This window comes from Robertmurraya korlensis NBRC 107688, assembly GCF_001591645.1.
Classification (GTDB): Bacteria; Bacillota; Bacilli; order Bacillales; family Cytobacillaceae; genus Robertmurraya_A.
In genome coordinates, this window is the sequence record NZ_BCVH01000002.1 from 291,768 (window position 1) to 308,557 (window position 16,790).

General features: G+C 38.0%; 18 protein-coding genes. 4 read left to right on the top strand and 14 right to left on the bottom strand.

All coding sequences use genetic code 11. From position 1 onward, the window contains the following. Window positions 1-98 precede the first annotated feature (98 nt). On the bottom strand, window positions 99-341 hold the full coding sequence (locus BKO01S_RS06275; protein WP_066050432.1) for a hypothetical protein: 243 nt from the start codon (window positions 339-341) through the stop codon (window positions 99-101). Between the two features lie 99 nt (window positions 342-440). After that, complete coding sequence (locus BKO01S_RS06280) at window positions 441-1,121, bottom strand: metal-dependent hydrolase (RefSeq protein WP_066050435.1); 681 nt, start codon at window positions 1,119-1,121, stop codon at window positions 441-443. Between the two features lie 118 nt (window positions 1,122-1,239). Between BKO01S_RS06280 and BKO01S_RS06285 the strand changes: the two genes are divergently transcribed. Then, window positions 1,240-2,337 (top strand): M24 family metallopeptidase, encoded by a 1,098-nt coding sequence (locus BKO01S_RS06285; protein ID WP_066050438.1) that lies wholly within the window; start codon window positions 1,240-1,242, stop codon window positions 2,335-2,337. 41 nt (window positions 2,338-2,378) lie between these two features. Here the strand turns inward: BKO01S_RS06285 and ald are convergent, their stop codons facing one another. Further along, window positions 2,379-3,497 carry an alanine dehydrogenase gene (gene ald, locus BKO01S_RS06290; protein WP_066050441.1) on the bottom strand — a complete coding sequence of 373 codons (1,119 nt, stop codon included), beginning with the start codon at window positions 3,495-3,497 and terminating at the stop codon, window positions 2,379-2,381. A gap of 150 nt (window positions 3,498-3,647) precedes the next feature. Between ald and BKO01S_RS06295 the strand changes: the two genes are divergently transcribed. Then, window positions 3,648-5,726, top strand: a complete 2,079-nt coding sequence (locus BKO01S_RS06295) for a transglycosylase domain-containing protein (protein WP_066050444.1) — start codon at window positions 3,648-3,650, stop codon at window positions 5,724-5,726. 41 nt (window positions 5,727-5,767) lie between these two features. Here BKO01S_RS06295 and BKO01S_RS24590 read toward each other — a convergent pair whose 3' ends face one another. Further along, a complete protein-coding gene (locus BKO01S_RS24590; protein ID WP_198158772.1) occupies window positions 5,768-5,938 on the bottom strand; it encodes a hypothetical protein in 171 nt (56 codons plus the stop codon). A gap of 112 nt (window positions 5,939-6,050) precedes the next feature. On the opposite strand from BKO01S_RS24590, the gene BKO01S_RS06300 reads away from it, so the two are divergent. Next, window positions 6,051-6,497, top strand: coding sequence for a universal stress protein (locus BKO01S_RS06300; protein WP_066050447.1), 447 nt, complete (start codon window positions 6,051-6,053; stop codon window positions 6,495-6,497). Between the two features lie 20 nt (window positions 6,498-6,517). On the opposite strand, the gene argH is transcribed toward BKO01S_RS06300, so the two are convergent. After that, window positions 6,518-7,912 carry an argininosuccinate lyase gene (gene argH / locus BKO01S_RS06305; RefSeq protein ID WP_066050449.1) on the bottom strand — a complete coding sequence of 465 codons (1,395 nt, stop codon included), beginning with the start codon at window positions 7,910-7,912 and terminating at the stop codon, window positions 6,518-6,520. Beyond that, entirely contained in the window at window positions 7,909-9,114 is a 1,206-nt protein-coding gene (locus tag BKO01S_RS06310) for an argininosuccinate synthase (protein ID WP_066050452.1), read from the bottom strand. The genes argH and BKO01S_RS06310 overlap by 4 nt, the downstream gene beginning before the upstream one ends. Window positions 9,115-9,326: 212 nt before the next feature. Between BKO01S_RS06310 and BKO01S_RS06315 the strand changes: the two genes are divergently transcribed. After that, complete coding sequence (locus BKO01S_RS06315; protein ID WP_066050455.1) at window positions 9,327-9,641, top strand: hypothetical protein; 315 nt, start codon at window positions 9,327-9,329, stop codon at window positions 9,639-9,641. A 28-nt stretch (window positions 9,642-9,669) separates the two neighbouring features. Here the strand turns inward: BKO01S_RS06315 and BKO01S_RS06320 are convergent, their stop codons facing one another. From BKO01S_RS06320 to BKO01S_RS06355, 8 genes are all read right to left on the bottom strand, one after another. Next, complete coding sequence (locus BKO01S_RS06320) at window positions 9,670-10,806, bottom strand: metallophosphoesterase (RefSeq protein WP_066050458.1); 1,137 nt, start codon at window positions 10,804-10,806, stop codon at window positions 9,670-9,672. 95 nt (window positions 10,807-10,901) lie between these two features. Further along, complete coding sequence (locus BKO01S_RS06325) at window positions 10,902-11,414, bottom strand: MogA/MoaB family molybdenum cofactor biosynthesis protein (protein ID WP_066050461.1); 513 nt, start codon at window positions 11,412-11,414, stop codon at window positions 10,902-10,904. Beyond that, window positions 11,407-12,249, bottom strand: coding sequence for an EcsC family protein (locus tag BKO01S_RS06330; RefSeq protein ID WP_066050467.1), 843 nt, complete (start codon window positions 12,247-12,249; stop codon window positions 11,407-11,409). The genes BKO01S_RS06325 and BKO01S_RS06330 overlap by 8 nt, the downstream gene beginning before the upstream one ends. 105 nt (window positions 12,250-12,354) lie before the next feature. Further along, window positions 12,355-13,542 (bottom strand): acetate kinase, encoded by a 1,188-nt coding sequence (locus BKO01S_RS06335; RefSeq protein WP_066050470.1) that lies wholly within the window; start codon window positions 13,540-13,542, stop codon window positions 12,355-12,357. 221 nt (window positions 13,543-13,763) lie between these two features. Then, the gene (locus BKO01S_RS06340; protein ID WP_066050471.1) at window positions 13,764-14,747 is read right to left on the bottom strand and encodes a class I SAM-dependent methyltransferase; all 984 of its coding nucleotides are present in this window, start codon (window positions 14,745-14,747) and stop codon (window positions 13,764-13,766) included. Window positions 14,748-14,857: 110 nt separating this feature from the next. Then, window positions 14,858-15,358: a thiol peroxidase gene (gene tpx, locus BKO01S_RS06345; RefSeq protein WP_066050475.1), complete on the bottom strand. Its 501-nt coding sequence runs from the start codon at window positions 15,356-15,358 to the stop codon at window positions 14,858-14,860. A 131-nt stretch (window positions 15,359-15,489) separates the two neighbouring features. Further along, entirely contained in the window at window positions 15,490-16,002 is a 513-nt protein-coding gene (gene ytfJ / locus BKO01S_RS06350) for a GerW family sporulation protein (RefSeq protein ID WP_066050478.1), read from the bottom strand. Window positions 16,003-16,014: 12 nt separating this feature from the next. Further along, complete coding sequence (locus tag BKO01S_RS06355) at window positions 16,015-16,719, bottom strand: DUF2953 domain-containing protein (RefSeq protein ID WP_369690987.1); 705 nt, start codon at window positions 16,717-16,719, stop codon at window positions 16,015-16,017. Window positions 16,720-16,790 lie beyond the last annotated feature (71 nt).

The window sequence follows — 16,790 nt, forward strand, 5'->3', positions numbered from 1 at the left end:
TATAAATTTCTGTATTTTCTATTTGTTTTGTAATTATCATCTTATTATAAAGCGTGAAGGGGCTTGATTACAATTTGATTTCGCAAGCAGATAGGTATTTAGTAGGCTCGCACTTTTTTTCGCACCTGTTTTTTTGATATTTGAGCTTGAGTAGAGACTTTTTTCTTAGGAGCATACATAATCGCAGATAAATTCCCAGCTATTACAAATACCGCTAATAATAACCATGTCACTGAGAAAATACCTGACAAGCCCGCATTATACGATGATAATTGTGGGACTCCGTAATAGAGCATCACACCACATGACAACAAGCAAAATAAATATCGATTTTTTTTCATAATAGGTAAATCTCCTTTCTTGTCCCATTAGTAAAAATGTATGCAAAAAAATAAAAAAAAGTCGATGAATCGTTTAAAACGACTCACCGACTACTTTTTCTATAATTCTATTGACTGCCCTACTTTAAGTACAACACCCATTCCTGTTGGAAGCATGCTCACAAATGCTTGTGGATTCTGCTTAAGTAGTGGGAAGGTATCATAGTGAATGGGAACAACCTTCTTCGCTTGCAGAAGCTCAGCCGCATAAGCAGCATCGTCCGGCCCCATTGTAAAATTATCTCCAATTGGTAGAAAGGCAACATCAATTTGATTTCTGTCCCCAATTAGTTTCATATCTGAAAATAGCCCCGTATCTCCTGCATGATAAATCGTTTTTCCATTTATCGTTAAAAGGACACCAGCAGGCATACCTAAATATACGATTTCATTTTTCTCATTTACGTATCCTGACCCGTGAAATGCCTGGGTAAGCTTCACTCTTCCAAACTCGAAGTTATATCCTCCTCCGATATGTAATCCGTGTGTGTTTATCCCTTTGGCACCTAGATAATCTGCCAATTCTGCGGTTCCGATAACTAGTGCATTATTTTTCTTAGCGAGTTCTACCGTATCACCAAGATGGTCATTGTGCCCGTGCGTTACAATAATCACATCTGCTTTTACTTCCTCTACTTTTAAATCTGTTGCTGGGTTTCCATTAATAAAAGGATCGAAAAGAATCCTAGTTCCGTTTGCCTCAACTAAAATCACTGAATGTCCATGAAAGCTAATTTTCATACTCCACACTCCTTTTGACTTTTCAAATACCTTATACCCATATTTTACTACCAATATAAGTTTACTTTCAAAAGTAATGTTGTTACTCTAAATCTATAGTACAGAAGGGGGAATAACTATGATTGGGAAACTTAACGAGATAGCGAACTGGCTCATGCAAGAACAAATTGATTTCTGCTTTTTAACTAACCCTGATAGTGTATTTTATGTAAGTGGATTTTTGAGCGATCCCCACGAAAGGCTTCTCGGTGTAGGTATATTCCAAAGTGGAGATCCGTTTCTCGTTTGTCCTTCCATGGAGAAAGAGGATGCAAGAAAAGCTGGATGGAACTATGACATTATCGGATATACAGATATCGAAAATCCATGGACAATCTTACATAAGCTATGTAACGATAGAACCAAAAATGTAGAAAAAATTGCAATTGAAAAAGAACATATGAATGTAGAGCGCTATGAGCTTATCCATTCCCTTTTTCCACAAGCAGACTTTCTTCCAGCGGAGGAAAAACTTCGCAAATTACGTATGGTAAAAAGCGAAAGTGAAATCACTACGATTCGCGAGGCATGTGCCCTAGCAGATTACGCGATTGAGGTAGGTTGTTCCGAAATCGCTGAAGGGAAAACAGAGCTTGAGGTCTTAGCAGCAATTGAATATGAATTAAAGAAGAAAGGCGTTTCAGAGATGTCTTTTTCTACTATGGTTTTAACAGGGAAAAACGGAGCTTCTCCACATGGGAATCCTGGATTGACCAAGATGAAAAAAGGTGATCTTGTTCTTTTTGATTTAGGAGTAATTGTTGACGGATACTGCTCAGATATTACTCGTACCGTTGCGCTTGGTGATATAAGCGACAAGCAAAAAGAAATTTATGATACTGTTTTAAAAGCTCAAGCCGCAGCTATTGAAGCGAGTAAGCCTGGTGTAACATGTCAATCAGTCGATCTAACGGCAAGAAATATTATTTCAGCTGCCGGTTATGGGGAATATTTTCCTCATCGACTCGGTCATGGGCTAGGAATTAGTGTTCATGAATATCCTTCCCTTACAGAAACGAATACGCTCTTACTTGAAGAAGGCATGGTCTTTACCATCGAACCGGGAATTTATGTTCCTGGAGTAGCGGGTGTCAGAATTGAAGATGATGTACTAGTTACCTCAAATGGAGTTGAAATTTTAACCAAGTTTCCAAAGGAATTGCAAGTAATAAGGTAAAGAATAGCTCCTTGATAACCTCAAGGAGCCTTTCTTGTATTCTATTTTTCTAAAAGTTCCCGAGAATCTGCATATTCTAATCCATGGGCTTCCGCTACAGCTTCATATGTGACATAACCTTTAAGGGTATTGATTCCTTTTAATAAAGCTTCATTTTCTAGACAAGCTTTTTTGTAGCCTTTGTTAGCAATTTGAAGTGCATAAGGCACGGTTACATTTGTTAAAGCCATCGTAGAGGTACGTGGTACAGCACCAGGCATGTTCGCAACTGCATAATGGACAACACCATGCTTTTCATATGTTGGCTTATCATGTGTCGTAATACGGTCAGTCGTTTCAAAAATACCACCCTGATCAATCGCAATATCGACTACAACCGAGCCTGGTGACATCGATTGAATCATTTCTTCTGTTACGAGCTTTGGTGCTTTCGCTCCTGGTATTAACACAGCACCAATAACTAAATCAGAGCTTTTTACTTCTTCTGCAATATTGTAATAGTTAGACATAAGAGTCGTTACATCACTACCGAAAATGTCATCAAGCTGACGAAGTCTATCAGGACTCAGGTCGATGATCGTTACGCTTGCCCCTAGTCCAATTGCCATTTTTGCAGCATTTGTTCCTGCAACTCCCCCACCAATAATCGTTACCTTTCCTCTATTTACTCCAGGCACACCAGCAAGAAGAATTCCCTTCCCACCATGTACCTTCTCTAGGAATTGAGCACCAATCTGTGTAGCCATTCGTCCAGCTACTTCACTCATTGGCGTAAGGAGTGGAAGGCTTCCATTGGAAAGTTGTACCGTTTCATAGGCAATTCCAACTACTTTGTTTTCAATTAATGCCTTTGTTAATTCAGGCTCTGGCGCTAAATGTAAATACGTAAATAAAATTAATCCCTCACGGAAATACTGATATTCCTCTGGAAGTGGTTCCTTTACCTTCATGACCATTTCCATTGACCATGCCTTTAAAGCGCTTTCAACAATAACCGCACCTGCATCCACATAATCAGCGTCAGTAAACCCTGATCCTAGACCAGCCCCAGTTTCAATATGTACTACATGCCCAAACTTCACTAAATTAATAACACCAGCAGGAGTCATAGCGACCCGATTTTCATTATTCTTTATTTCCTTAGGAACTCCAATACGCATGCCTTACCCTCCAAAATATGTAATCAGTAATCATGAAGCCGATAATAATATACCACTTTTTTATTATAGGAATAAAGAGATTTCTGTCATCCTTTGACATAATTTCCTGTTATAATGGTCATAATTTCATTTTTAAAGGATAGGTATTCAATGGAACGATTCGAAACATTTCGTAATGCAATCATTCGTTTTTGGAGAAACACACATATTACCCAATTTCTATTATTACTTCTTTTAGTGTTTGTATTATTGGCGATTCTTTATTTTGCTTTCATTGCAAGCCAAGCAAACGTACAAACCTTAAAGGAAGGCTTAAAACAATCGACGGTTATATACGACAAGGATGGAGACTTTGCTACCGAAATAAGTACAAACCGTAATAAAGGGGTTGAAATCTCAGAACTCCCTGCTTATGTAGGTAATGCAGTTGTCGCCATAGAGGATCATCGTTTTTATGTTCATAATGGGTTCGACCTAAAAGGAATTACAAGAGCATTTTTTAAAAATTTACTAGCAGGTCGCATTACAGGTGGCGGCAGTACATTAACACAGCAATTAACAAAGAATGCCCTCCTCTCACCCGAGAGAACGTATAAAAGAAAAATTGAAGAGCTATTTCTAGCCCTTGAAATCGAAAAGGAATACGAAAAAGATGAAATCCTCCAGATGTATATCAATCAAGTATATTTTGGTCATGGGGCATGGGGGATTGATCAAGCAGCAGGAAAATATTTTAATAAAAGTGCGAGTGAATTAACCATTAGTGAAGCTGCATTACTGGCCGGACTTCTTCAAGCACCTTCTGCACGTAATCCATTTCAAAATTACGATGCTGCAATTGAACGTAGGGATGTTGTACTAGCAAAAATGAAGGACAATAAATTTATCACTGAGCAGGAATATAAGGAAGCTATTGGAGAAAAGATTGTCCTTGAAGAGGGTGGTGGCAGCTTCCTTGACAGGAAATATCCTTCTTATACCGATGCCGTTCTTGATGAAGCCATTTCTCAATATGGCTTAACACAGGAAGAAATTTTAACTAGAGGATACAAAATCTATACAGAGATGGACCAAAACCTGCAATCCTCTCTTGAAACCATCTATTCAAATAACAACAATTTTCCTAGGGGCAAGAAAGATGCTATTGTTCAAAGTGGTTCTGTACTTCTTGACCCATCGACTGGTGGTGTAAGAGCACTAGTTGGAGGACGTGGGGAATCCGTTTTTCGTGGATTTAACCGTGCGACCCACTTAAAGGCTCAGCCTGGTTCGACTTTAAAGCCTTTAGCTGTTTATACTCCGGCACTTGAAGAAGGATATGCCTTATCCTCTGTATTAGAAGATAAACAGCAAGCATTTGGTGACTACCAACCAGAAAACTATAATAAAACGTATGCTGGTGAAGTCCCTATGTATGTTGCGCTACAGGAATCTCTTAACCTACCAGCTGTCTGGCTATTAGACCAAATTGGTTTAAACAGAGGAATAGAATCGTTAAATAAATTTGGTATTCAACTACAAGAAGAGGATGAACATTTGGCGATTGCCCTTGGAGGAATGAACGAAGGAACCTCTCCTCTCAGATTAGCTTCAGCCTATTCAGCCTTTGCAAATAAGGGGAAGCGCGCTGATGACCATCTTATTACAAAGATCGAAGGGCCGACAGGAAATATTATCGCTGAACATAAGAAGAAGGTTGTACAAGTCACAACAAAAAAAGTAGCGAATGAAATGACCTCCATGCTCTTAAATGTAGTAGAATCTGGAACAGGATCAGCTGCACAAATTGATGGATCTCCAATTGCTGGGAAGACAGGTTCTACTCAACTAAGTTTTTCTGGCAGTGATGGAACAAAGGACCAATGGTTTGTCGGGTATACGCCTGATTTAGTTGGGGCCATTTGGATTGGTTATGATCAAACCGATCAAGATCATTATTTAACCGGTTCAAGTTCAGAAACAGTCGTTCCTATCTTTAGGAAGATTATGGAGGCGGCTATTCCATTTACCGAGCAAACATCCTTTACGGTCAAATCGGTTAACGAGAGAATGCAAGGTGAGCAAGACGCAGATGAAACTCAAGAAGCAATCAAGGAAAAAGCTGAAAAAATCGAGCAAGTAATTAAAGAAGAAAGCTCAAAATGGAGTCAAGTAATAGATAAAATGAAGGAAGACTTAAAAACTGCTGGACAGATGTTAAAACAAAGACTACAAGAACTAAAGCAATAGATTTGATAAAAAAGGAAGCCAAAGGGCTTCCTTTTTCATTATTACTCCGACTCGTTTCCAAACATGCTATCGTATTTTTCATTGTCGAACTGACCGTTTGGCTGATCAATGACACCACTATTATAAGCGTCCATGATTTGTGCACTAACATTACTCTCGCCTTGATGGTCATAAATATAATGCGATTGCCCTTTTATTTCATCCTTTTTCATTAAATATTGAGCTCCTTCAAAGTGTATTTTCCCACCTATATATTTTTCGAAAATTTGCTACAGATATACATGAATTAAATATTGTATAATATAGGTAAAGGAGGAGATGAACATGAGTCTTACGTATAAAAAGATATTAGTTGCCGTTGACGGTTCCAAAGAAGCTGAATGGGCGTTTAAGAAATCAATAGAGGTCGCCAAACGGAATAATGCAACTATTATTTTAGCTCACATCATCGACACTCGAACATTTGCAACCGTTGAAGCATATGACCGTACAATTGCGGAAAGAGCAGACAAGTTTGCTACTGAGCTAATGGAAAGCTATAAGGAGCAAGCATTGAATGCTGGCGTTCAACATGTATCTTATGAAATCGATTACGGTTCTCCAAAGGTGAAAATCCCTAAAGATTTAGCAAAAAAACACGAAGTGGATTTAATTATTTGTGGGGCAACTGGATTGAATGCTGTAGAGCGATTCTTAATTGGAAGCGTTTCCGAACATATAACGCGTTATGCACGCTGCGATGTATTAGTTGTCCGAACAGAAAAAGATTAAATAATAGGAAAAGCACGCTATTAGTAATTAGCGTGCTTTTCTTCTTTTATCTTTGATTTTGCTTTAACGATGGCCTCTTTTACCTGTTCGAACCCTGTTCCGCCCGCTGAATTTCTACGTTTCACAGCAGTCACTGGGTTTAATACCTCGTATATATCACTCTCAAATAAAGAATTCGCTTCCTTATATTGCTCAAGTGGTAAGTCCGCCAAGTAACATTGACTTTGAACGCACGTAAGTACTAGCTTACCGACGATTTCATGAGCCTCTCGGAATGGAACGCCTTTACCAGATAAATAATCAGCTAGCTCAGTCGCATTTGAAAAATCCTGCTTTGTCGCTACTTCCATTTCTTTCTCATTTACCTTCATGGTTTCAACCATTCCAGCAAAAATCTTCAATGATCCTGTGATCGTCTTAACTGTATCAAACATACCCTCTTTATCTTCTTGCATATCCTTGTTATAAGCAAGCGGTAGCCCTTTTAACACTGTTAACAAACCAAAAAGATTGCCATATACTCTTCCTGTTTTTCCACGTATTAACTCAGCCATATCAGGGTTTTTCTTTTGTGGCATAATACTTGAACCAGTCGTAAAGCTATCATCAAGCTCAATAAAGCGAAATTCTTGGCTTGACCATAAGATAAATTCTTCTGCTAGTCTCGATAAATGCATCATTAGTATCGAGCTTATAGACATAAATTCCAAAATAAAGTCTCGGTCACTAACCGCATCTAAACTATTCTCATAGATACTAGAGAAATCTAGAAGGCTAGCTGTAAGTTCACGATCAATAGGAAAAGTTGTTCCAGCTAATGCCCCTGCTCCAAGTGGAGATTTATTAATACGCTTAATGCTTTCTTGGAATCTCTCTTTGTCACGCTCAAGCATCCAAAAATACGCTAGTAAATGATGTGCAAATGAAATAGGCTGTGCTCTTTGTAAATGCGTATAACCTGGCATAACGGTTTCTACATGCTTTTCCGCCTGAAGAAGCAGACTTTGCTGAAGTCCCTCGATCAGTTCAATAGTGTGCAGAGTCTCCTTACGTAAGTACAAATGCATATCTGTTGCCACTTGATCGTTTCTACTTCTACCCGTATGGAGCTTCCCACCTACAGGGCCAATTAATTCAATGAGCTTGCTTTCTAAATTTAAGTGGATATCCTCTAATTCCACAGAGAATTCTAGCTCATCATTCTTTGCCTTTTCTTGTAAAACCTTTAGACCATCTGTTATTTGAGCTGCTTCCTCATGCGATATAATACCGCAAGAGGAAAGCATACTTACATGTGCTAAGCTTCCTTGAATATCCTCAAGGACAAGCTCCTTATCAAAGGAAATGGAGGCACCAAATTCATCTACCCATTCCTCAGCCGTTTTGGTAAAGCGTCCCCCCCAAAGCTTTTTCACACAGTCACCTTCTTTTGTTGCACTTGAGCTTGAACCTTCGTTGGAAGTCCCCACAGTTCAATAAAACCAACCGCTGATTGATGATCAAACTGATCCTCAGCTGTATAAGTAGCTAGCTTTTCATCGTACAACGAATAATCTGACTTTCTTCCTTCCACGATTGCATGACCTTTAAATAGCTTCACACGTACCGTACCTGTTACATGCTTTTGCGTTTCCTTAAGGAATGCTTTTAAAGCAGTAGTAAGTGGAGAGAACCAAAGTCCATCATAAATTACTTCAGCAATCTTCTTGCTAATAACCGGTTTAAAATGAGCTACTTCTTTCACTAGTGTTAAATCTTCAAGCTCTTTATGTGCTTTTAATAATGTCATTGCTCCTGGACACTCATACACTTCACGGGATTTAATTCCAACAAGTCTGTTTTCTACATGATCGATACGACCAACCCCATGCTTACCAGCTAATGTATTTAATTCTAAAATAAGCTCTGAAAGTGGGTAGCTTTTTCCGTTTAAACTAACAGGAACACCGCTAACGAACTCAATTTCTACCACATCTGCTTGGTCCGGTGTTTTCTCCAGTGGTAATGTAATATCGTAAGCACCTTCAGGTGGTGCTGCCCACGGATCTTCTAATACTCCACATTCAGCAGCTCTACCCCAAAGGTTTTGGTCAATTGAATATGGGCTATCTAAGTTAATCGGAATTGGAATACCATTTTTCTTTGCATACTCAATTTCTTCTTCACGTGACCAGCTCCACTCACGTACAGGAGCTAGGACCTTTAAATCAGGGTTTAAAGCAGAAATGGAAACTTCAAAACGAACTTGATCGTTTCCTTTTCCTGTACAACCATGTGCTACCGCAACTGCTCCTTCCTGCTCTGCAACCTCAACTAATTTTTTTGCAATTAGCGGACGAGATAGTGCTGATACAAGAGGATACTTCTCTTCGTACATCGCTTGTGCTTGTAGAGCAATTAATGCATATTCATGCGCGAATTCTTCTTTTGCGTCAATCACGTATGACGATACCGCACCAACCTGCAATGCTTTCTCTTTAATAAAATCTAAATCCTTGCCTTCTCCAACATCCAAACAACACGCAACTACTGCATAACCTTGATCTTGAAGCCACTTTACTGCTACTGATGTATCTAATCCTCCTGAATAAGCAAGAACAACTTTTTGAACTGACATTGGAAATCCTCCTAAAATCGAATAAATATTCAATCGGTTTATGTTTTTATACTTTTATAATATGTATACAAATGTAACAAGTTTTCTTCCTATTTTCAATACTTATTCTTAAAAATGTATAAAAATTTATTATTTTATTTATTCAGCTTCCATCTGGAAGGCATGGATAGACTGTAGTAGAATGGTTATAAGATGAAATGGAGGGGCTTTCAATGGAAAATTACTTTGAATTAAATGAGAGACTCGGAATCAGGCTCCCTACCTTGCATAAAAACTGGGAAGAATATACCTTTGATACCCAACAAAGTATTCTTTTGGAATGGGAGAAAATAAGAGGACATATTCCAGATCGAATAGCAGAATTGGAAGAATATATTAATAAGAAACAAGCCTCTTTATCAGATGAAAGTGATTTCAGAAAATCATGTCAGTTAAATAGCGAAATTGCTGAACTTGCTTCTATTATTAATGATTTATGGCTATGGTATCGGACAAACCAGGATATAGGTGGGAAAGCACACCATTAAAAAGAACCTTCAGTTGCTGAAGGTTCTTTTATTCTTTATTATTTTTTATATACTCAAGCGTGTTTGAATGATCATTTCTTAATGCATCAATAATTTCCTTATCAGACTGGACAAGCGGCACCTTTTCTTTTCCTGATTTTTTATAAACCGATCTTACCTCTGATCGTGAGTTTATTACCTTCCAGCCATCATTTACCTTCCTAATTGATAAATCAATTATCCCTAAATGATTCCCCCAATAACCTGCTTGAACTAATGGGGTATCATGGATGGTACCTTTTTCAATATTGATAAATTGTTGTTGTAAAAAATAATCATCATTAGGAAACAAAGAGTGACTATGTCCATATAGGATGGCATCGATTCCTTCGACTTCTGTTAATGCCATTACATTATTTTCTCTTTTGTTTTCAACACCCTCATCTGCAGTTAGACCCGCATGGGCTAGTACAATAATGATATCTGCACCCTTCCCCTTCATAATGGGGATGAAATGCTCAGAGGTCTCAACCATACTTTTTATTTTTAATTTCCCCTTAAAATACTCCTCGTCCCACTTTGCTGCAATGGGAGTAATTAACCCAAGTACACCGACCTTTAGATCTTGCTCCACACCCATTGTATCAGTGAATCTTTTTTCTAATATGATGTAAGGATTAAAATAGTTAATATCATCGAACGAATGGGAGTTATGGTCTTCTACATAAATATTGGCATTCACATATGGAAAGTTAGCTCCTCGTAAGCTCGTTTGTAAAAAATTTAATCCGAAATTGAACTCATGATTGCCAAGTGTGGCTCCGTCATATCGAAGACGGTTCAGAGCCTTAAATGCGGGGTGAATAAAACTTTGGTCAAATTGATAAGTTTTAGAAGCAAGATCAGCTAAGGCACTTCCCTGAATTAAATCACCATTATCAAAAAGAAGTACATTCTTCGCTTCCTTTCTTGCTTCTTTAATAAGGCTTGCCGTCCTTGCAAACCCGAATTCCACTGTTTCTTTATTGTTACGATAATCATAATCCAGCATGTAACTATGTAAATCAGTTGTCTCCAGTATACGAAGGTCTATTGACGGAGGAACTGGTTCCTCTATTGCACTCACTTGCTCAGCAGGTAACGCAATCATAAATACAATAACTAGGAAAAAGAATAAATTTCTCATCGACCCACCTTCTCGTTTAAGAAGTGATTGATATATTACTCTTCCCAAAGAACCGTTCATTTAACCAAAAAAAGTGAGAACCTAGTCTCACTTTTTTAAAGATCCTTTTTCAGCTCCCCGACGATATGACCGAGCTCAGGCAAGATTAATTTATTCATCGCTAGCATGACTGCCCCTGTTGAACCTGGGGTTGAAAAAACCGCTGTATTTTCAACGACACCAGCAACTGCTCGAGATAATATAGCAGCAGAGCCGATATCCTCTGTATAACTAAGCATACGAAACAATTCCCCAAACCCACTTATTTCTTTCTCAAACAGCGCTTGAACTGTTTCAATTGTTACATCACGTTTCGCAATTCCAGTTCCACCATTTGTTAGGATAATATCTATTGAGTGATCGTTACAGCCACGTAGAACTTCTCTTGTGATTTCTTCTCGTGAATCTTTAACAATGACGTAATCTCCAATATCATGACCATTCTGCTTCAATAACGAGATCATGAGCTGCCCACTTTTATCGTTTTCCTCTGTTCTTGTATCACTAACTGTAATTACTTTACATATTACAGAGCGCGGAGCAGTTTTCTTGTGCTCATCTTTACTCATCGTATGTATTCTCCTTTTCTACTAGATACCGCAACTGATAATAGGAATGAGCAAAATCCGTAACCTTCCTAGTTAATTGATAATTTGTCCCTGCCCCAATAGCCATTGAGATAAGGGGCATTCCTTGAAGTGTTCTATTTTTAAAGAAAAGAATCGCAATCGACTTAAAAATCTGCTTTAATGGGTATTCCATCCATGTAATATCTGTAAGCTCTTCTTTTCCTTCATAAAAGTACTCTCTATGCTTCCCGATATCCTCCTTTAATTCTTCCCAGCTAAACACCTGCATTCGCACAGGAAGGGTAGCTGCATGAAATACTTTCAAAGAATTCATCATTTCAAAAGGAGTATTTACTTCATATCCATAGGTCATGGCTATTAATTGAATCACTCGAAGATTAATAACGGTGACCGCAGGGAGATCCACACCTAATAAAAGCGCACCACCAGTTCCAGCTATACCGCCTTGAGCAAAAGAATAAAGCCTATGTCTTGAAATTTGTTGTTCAGCAATGTACTGAAGCTGATCAATGTTTAAAACCTTTAAATGCTCAACTTGCGTTATCGTTTGATCAAATACTCTTCCTGCTGAAAGAATTCTTTCTTTTGCATCAAACTGAAGTTGACTTCCTTGTATTAAGGCATGTAAATGAAAAAGCCAACTATCCAAGGCTATGTAAAACTGCTTTTGTGTATCTTCAGGCAATAGGGAAAAAGCTCGTTCTACGTATTTATCATACGTTACTTCAAGATCATTAGGAGTATGGTTGAAGAGACTCTCTTCCCATTCTTTAATCGAGGCCATCACTTGTTTTTCACGACTGGTTAAAGCCATTGCCTTCCCTCCTTCTTAACTAGCTTAAGTATAGCATACTCATTGTTTTTGAGAAAAAGCAAACAGGCAAATGCGTTATTCGCATTTGCCTGTAAAATAAACCTTTTATAAAGCTATTTTTAAAACATCACGTGCAATCATAACTTCTTCATTTGTTGGAATAACGATTACTTTTACAGGAGAATGTGGATAGTTAATAAAAGCTTCTTCTCCACGTGTTTTGTTTAGAGCTGGGTCCCAATATACACCCATAAACTCTAAGCCCTGAAGTACACGTGCACGAATTGCTTGACTGTTCTCACCAATACCCGCTGTAAAAATAATTGCATCAACCCCAAACATACGAGATGCATAAGAGCCAATATACTTATGAATACGATTACCGAATACTTCCAACGCTAATTCCGCACGTTCATTCCCTTTTTCTGCTTCTAACTCGATATCACGAAGGTCACTAGAGAATCCTGAAACCCCTAGCATCCCACTCTTTTTATTAAGAATATCTAGTACTTCATCTGCACTGTTTCCTGTTTTCTCCATAATGAAAGGAATTAATGCTGGGTCAATATTTCCTGAACGAGTCCCCATTGTTACACCAGCAAGTGGAGTGAAGCCCATAGATGTATCGATAGACTTACCACCTTCGATTGCTGCAATACTTGCACCATTTCCTAAGTGACAAGAAATCAAACGAAGCTGTTCAAGTGGGCGACCTAAGAGTTCTGCCGCACGCTCTGATACGTATTTGTGTGATGTACCGTGGAAGCCATATTTACGAATGCCATAGTCTTTATAGTACTCGTAAGGCAAGCTGTATAAGAAAGAGCTTTCTGGCATCGTTTGATGGAATGCAGTATCAAATACTGCAACCGCCGGTACATTTGGCAGTACTTGTTGGAACGCACGAATTCCTGTAATATTAGCAGGATTATGAAGAGGTGCTAGCTCTGATAACTCTTCAATCTTTCTTAACACTTCATCTGTTATAAGAACGGAGTCATTGAATTCTTCCCCACCATGAACAACACGGTGGCCAATCCCGTTAATCTCTTCAAGTGACTTAATAATACCAGATTCTGTTAGCTTATTCAGAAGCATTTTAACTGCAACAGCATGATCAGGAATATCTGTAACCTCTTCAACCTTTTCTCCATTTACGGAAATGGTAAAAATAGAATCCTTTAGACCAATACGTTCGATTAAACCTTTTGTAATAACTTCTTCATTTGGCATTTCAAATAACTGAAATTTCAATGATGAACTACCTGCGTTAATCGCAATTACCTTTGACATATAAAAGTACCGCTCCTTTTTTAAAGAAAACTCTCAATACGCTAATACAAATTTATTTTGCACTAAGTCGATCGTTTCTATCTCTCCATTCCCCATTAAATCACTGCCACTTACACATTTCAAGAACAAGCTAATTTTGGTATCGGTTACAAAATAAAGTAATTATATTCTGAAAATGAGGCAAAAAAACGATAGCCTTTTGGAGGGCTATCGTTTTCTGGTTATTTATTCTCTTTTATCCATAAATCAATATTTCGAAGCATTCGTTCCACCTCTTGTCCTTTAGAAAGTGTCGGAATGTTTACTAGAAGAACTTGCTTCGGTGGTTTAATTTCCCCACCTAGTTTTTGAAGAATTAAGATGCTCTTTGCAGCTTCTTTATTTTTAAACATCGTCATTGGTAACTGCAATATTCCTTGAATATGAGCATGTTCCTTTAAGAAGGCATGCAGTTTAGGTGCCTCTTCGCTTTCAAATAAACCATTAGGAATAATAAAAAATAAATACCCGCCAGCCTTGGTATGTTTTACACTTTGCTCAATAAACAAATGATGCGCATAGGAATGACCTTCCGAAGACTTTAACTCATATTCCTGTGCCCGAACATCATTTGGATAATAACCTACTGGTAAATCTGCCACGACTGCATCCACAGGATCAATAAATAACGGTTCTAGACTGTCCTGATTAAACAATTCAATTTGATGTTCTTGAAGGTTCGCATTTACAAAAGAAAGATGAATTAATAGATCGTCTACCTCTACTCCAATTGCAGTTACCTTCTTATTTACTTGATGATTGATCACTGTTGTAAGTAAATTACCTGTACCTACCGCTGGGTCAAGTAATCGGAAATTAGTTGATTGGACAAACTTATCCACTAAATAACCTACTAACATTCCCACCGCGTCCGGAGTCATCTGATGGTTCGGTTGGACATTCTCCTTCATCCCTTTTAAAATCGCTAATTGAAATGCCTTACGCAATTCCTCAGCTGAATATTTATCGGAACGAAACGTTTCGTAACTTTTCTTTAATCTTTTAAGTGTTAATTCACTTAGTTCTTCTTGTAATACAGATTGTTGAAATAGATTTTCACCTGTCTCGGCTAGTGCCTCTAGGTATGTACAATTCAGCTCCTCTTGTAAAATAGAAGCCGTCTCATTAAACAATGTAAATAAATCTTCTAAAGTAGAAGGTGACATATTTCTTCCTCCTGAAAAATTTCATATCTTCTATTGTATCTAGCATACAGAAAGAAGGCAATGAAGAGATGTAAAAAAGCCTCGAATGTGATCGAGGCTTTCTCTCTAAATTATTGTGCTGCTTTCGCTGCTTCCACTGCTGCTTCGTAGTTAGGATGATCCGTTGCTTCACTTACGTACTCCACATAAGTTACTTTGTCGTTCGAATCAATAACAAAGACAGCACGAGCAAGTAGGCGTAATTCCTGGATTGCCACACCATATGCTTCTCCAAAAGAAAGATCTCTATGGTCAGAAACCGTTTGTACCTTATCGATACCTGCTGATGCACACCAGCGCTTCTGAGCGAATGGTAAGTCAACGCTAACCGTTAGAATTTGTACATTGTCTAACTTCGCTGCTTCTTCATTAAAACGGCGAGTTTGAGCATCACATACCCCTGTATCAATAGAAGGTACCACACTGATTAGACGAACTTTCCCTTTACTATCCGCTAATGTAACTAGTGATAAATCATTAGCTAGTACCGTAAATTCAGGTGCATTGTTTCCAACCTTAACTTCTTGACCTAAAAGTGTAACTGGATTCCCCTTAAACGTAATTGATGCCATAAAAAAATTCCTCCCTTACCAGAATATGTACACAAAAATCATAGCCCGTTCAACATAATTTTGCAAATAATTACGCTTATCTTTACAAGAAAAAGAGTTAACTCCCTAACAGGAAGTTAACCCGTTAAATCCTATATTTGTAAATCATGCTTAGGACCATCGTATTCATCTGGATTTGGCTGTTGGTTATTTCCACTGCCTTGTCCTTGTCCTTGTTGTCCTTGACCTTGTTGTCCTTGACCTTGTTGTCCTTGACCTTGTTCCTTATTTTTTTGCATCATTTGCTGAATTTTATCCACAGCTTGCGGAGCAAGATCCAAGATCTTTTCATATAAATGTGTGCTCTCATCAAGGTGGACCATTTTTACCTCTTTTGAATTTACAATTAGGAAAGCAATTGGAGTAATAGAAACTCCGCCACCGCTACCTCCACCAAATGGATGCTTAGAAGCTTCTTCCTTCCCATTATCAAGAGTAAACTCACTACCACCCGCTGCAAATCCAAACCCAACCTTTGAAACAGTTAAAATGACACTTCCATCAGGGGTTTCAACTGGATCACCAATGATTGTATTAACATCAATCATTTCCTTAAGATTTTCCATTGCAGTAGTCATTAATCCTTGAATTGGATGCTCAGACATATAAATTCCTCCTTATATGGATTTAGATTTCTCATTAGATAAAGTAGATAACGGCTTCGTCTTAAAGTTAGGCCGTCCACCCTTCCAAAATTTAATCAGTTTAATTCCTGCTAACATAGCATGCCCGATACGAAATTGAATCATACATGTTAGAGTGGTCTGAGATATCGGCATTTGAAAGTGTGGGGTAACTGTTATTTGCGGAAGATTCCTCATTCGCATGTAGGTGCTAAGCAAACCGATAATACTGCCTTTCGCTGCCCAACAGGCCCCTGTAAACATTCCTGTATAAGCAGCGTTTCCAACACCAATAACTGAGTCCCACTTGATATCTTTAATCGTTACCTTTTTCAGAAACCTACGAACAATTTTATGTAAACCAACAACATGCTTTATTAGAACCTCAAAGTCATAAAAGCTATTGAAAATTTCTTTAGGCGAAAATTTACTAGTTTCTTCACCTTTCACCTGTTCTGTTTTCCCTGGTTCCTTTTTTGTTTTCATGACAACAGTTGGTGTATCGTCATCAATTTGAATAATTGGAACTTCCAGCTTATATTGTATTAGACCAAATAACGCTTTGAATTTTATTTTTAAATGGTCATCATCTTGTCCATGATAGAAGTGGATAAACACCTTTATTTTGAGAAACATGATTAGTAAAAATAAGAGCAACATTACGATTAGGATTAAAAGTAGCCACTTCAATACTCTCACACCCTTCCGTAACCAGTATCGACAAAAGTAAAAAAAAATAAACCTGCCAACACATTTGTTGACAGGTTTAA

What these genes read in the sequence shown, in the direction of transcription:
- BKO01S_RS06275 (WP_066050432.1), bottom strand. Translation starts at nt 341, where the DNA reads ATGAAAAAAAATCGATATTTATTTTGCTTGTTGTCATGTGGTGTGATG.
- BKO01S_RS06280 (WP_066050435.1), bottom strand. Translation starts at nt 1,121, where the DNA reads ATGAAAATTAGCTTTCATGGACATTCAGTGATTTTAGTTGAGGCAAAC.
- BKO01S_RS06285 (WP_066050438.1), top strand. Translation starts at nt 1,240, where the DNA reads ATGATTGGGAAACTTAACGAGATAGCGAACTGGCTCATGCAAGAACAA.
- ald (WP_066050441.1), bottom strand. Translation starts at nt 3,497, where the DNA reads ATGCGTATTGGAGTTCCTAAGGAAATAAAGAATAATGAAAATCGGGTC.
- BKO01S_RS06295 (WP_066050444.1), top strand. Translation starts at nt 3,648, where the DNA reads ATGGAACGATTCGAAACATTTCGTAATGCAATCATTCGTTTTTGGAGA.
- BKO01S_RS24590 (WP_198158772.1), bottom strand. Translation starts at nt 5,938, where the DNA reads ATGAAAAAGGATGAAATAAAAGGGCAATCGCATTATATTTATGACCAT.
- BKO01S_RS06300 (WP_066050447.1), top strand. Translation starts at nt 6,051, where the DNA reads ATGAGTCTTACGTATAAAAAGATATTAGTTGCCGTTGACGGTTCCAAA.
- BKO01S_RS06310 (WP_066050452.1), bottom strand. Translation starts at nt 9,114, where the DNA reads ATGTCAGTTCAAAAAGTTGTTCTTGCTTATTCAGGAGGATTAGATACA.
- BKO01S_RS06315 (WP_066050455.1), top strand. Translation starts at nt 9,327, where the DNA reads ATGGAAAATTACTTTGAATTAAATGAGAGACTCGGAATCAGGCTCCCT.
- BKO01S_RS06320 (WP_066050458.1), bottom strand. Translation starts at nt 10,806, where the DNA reads ATGAGAAATTTATTCTTTTTCCTAGTTATTGTATTTATGATTGCGTTA.
- BKO01S_RS06325 (WP_066050461.1), bottom strand. Translation starts at nt 11,414, where the DNA reads ATGAGTAAAGATGAGCACAAGAAAACTGCTCCGCGCTCTGTAATATGT.
- BKO01S_RS06330 (WP_066050467.1), bottom strand. Translation starts at nt 12,249, where the DNA reads ATGGCTTTAACCAGTCGTGAAAAACAAGTGATGGCCTCGATTAAAGAA.
- BKO01S_RS06335 (WP_066050470.1), bottom strand. Translation starts at nt 13,542, where the DNA reads ATGTCAAAGGTAATTGCGATTAACGCAGGTAGTTCATCATTGAAATTT.
- BKO01S_RS06340 (WP_066050471.1), bottom strand. Translation starts at nt 14,747, where the DNA reads ATGTCACCTTCTACTTTAGAAGATTTATTTACATTGTTTAATGAGACG.
- tpx (WP_066050475.1), bottom strand. Translation starts at nt 15,358, where the DNA reads ATGGCATCAATTACGTTTAAGGGGAATCCAGTTACACTTTTAGGTCAA.
- ytfJ (WP_066050478.1), bottom strand. Translation starts at nt 16,002, where the DNA reads ATGTCTGAGCATCCAATTCAAGGATTAATGACTACTGCAATGGAAAAT.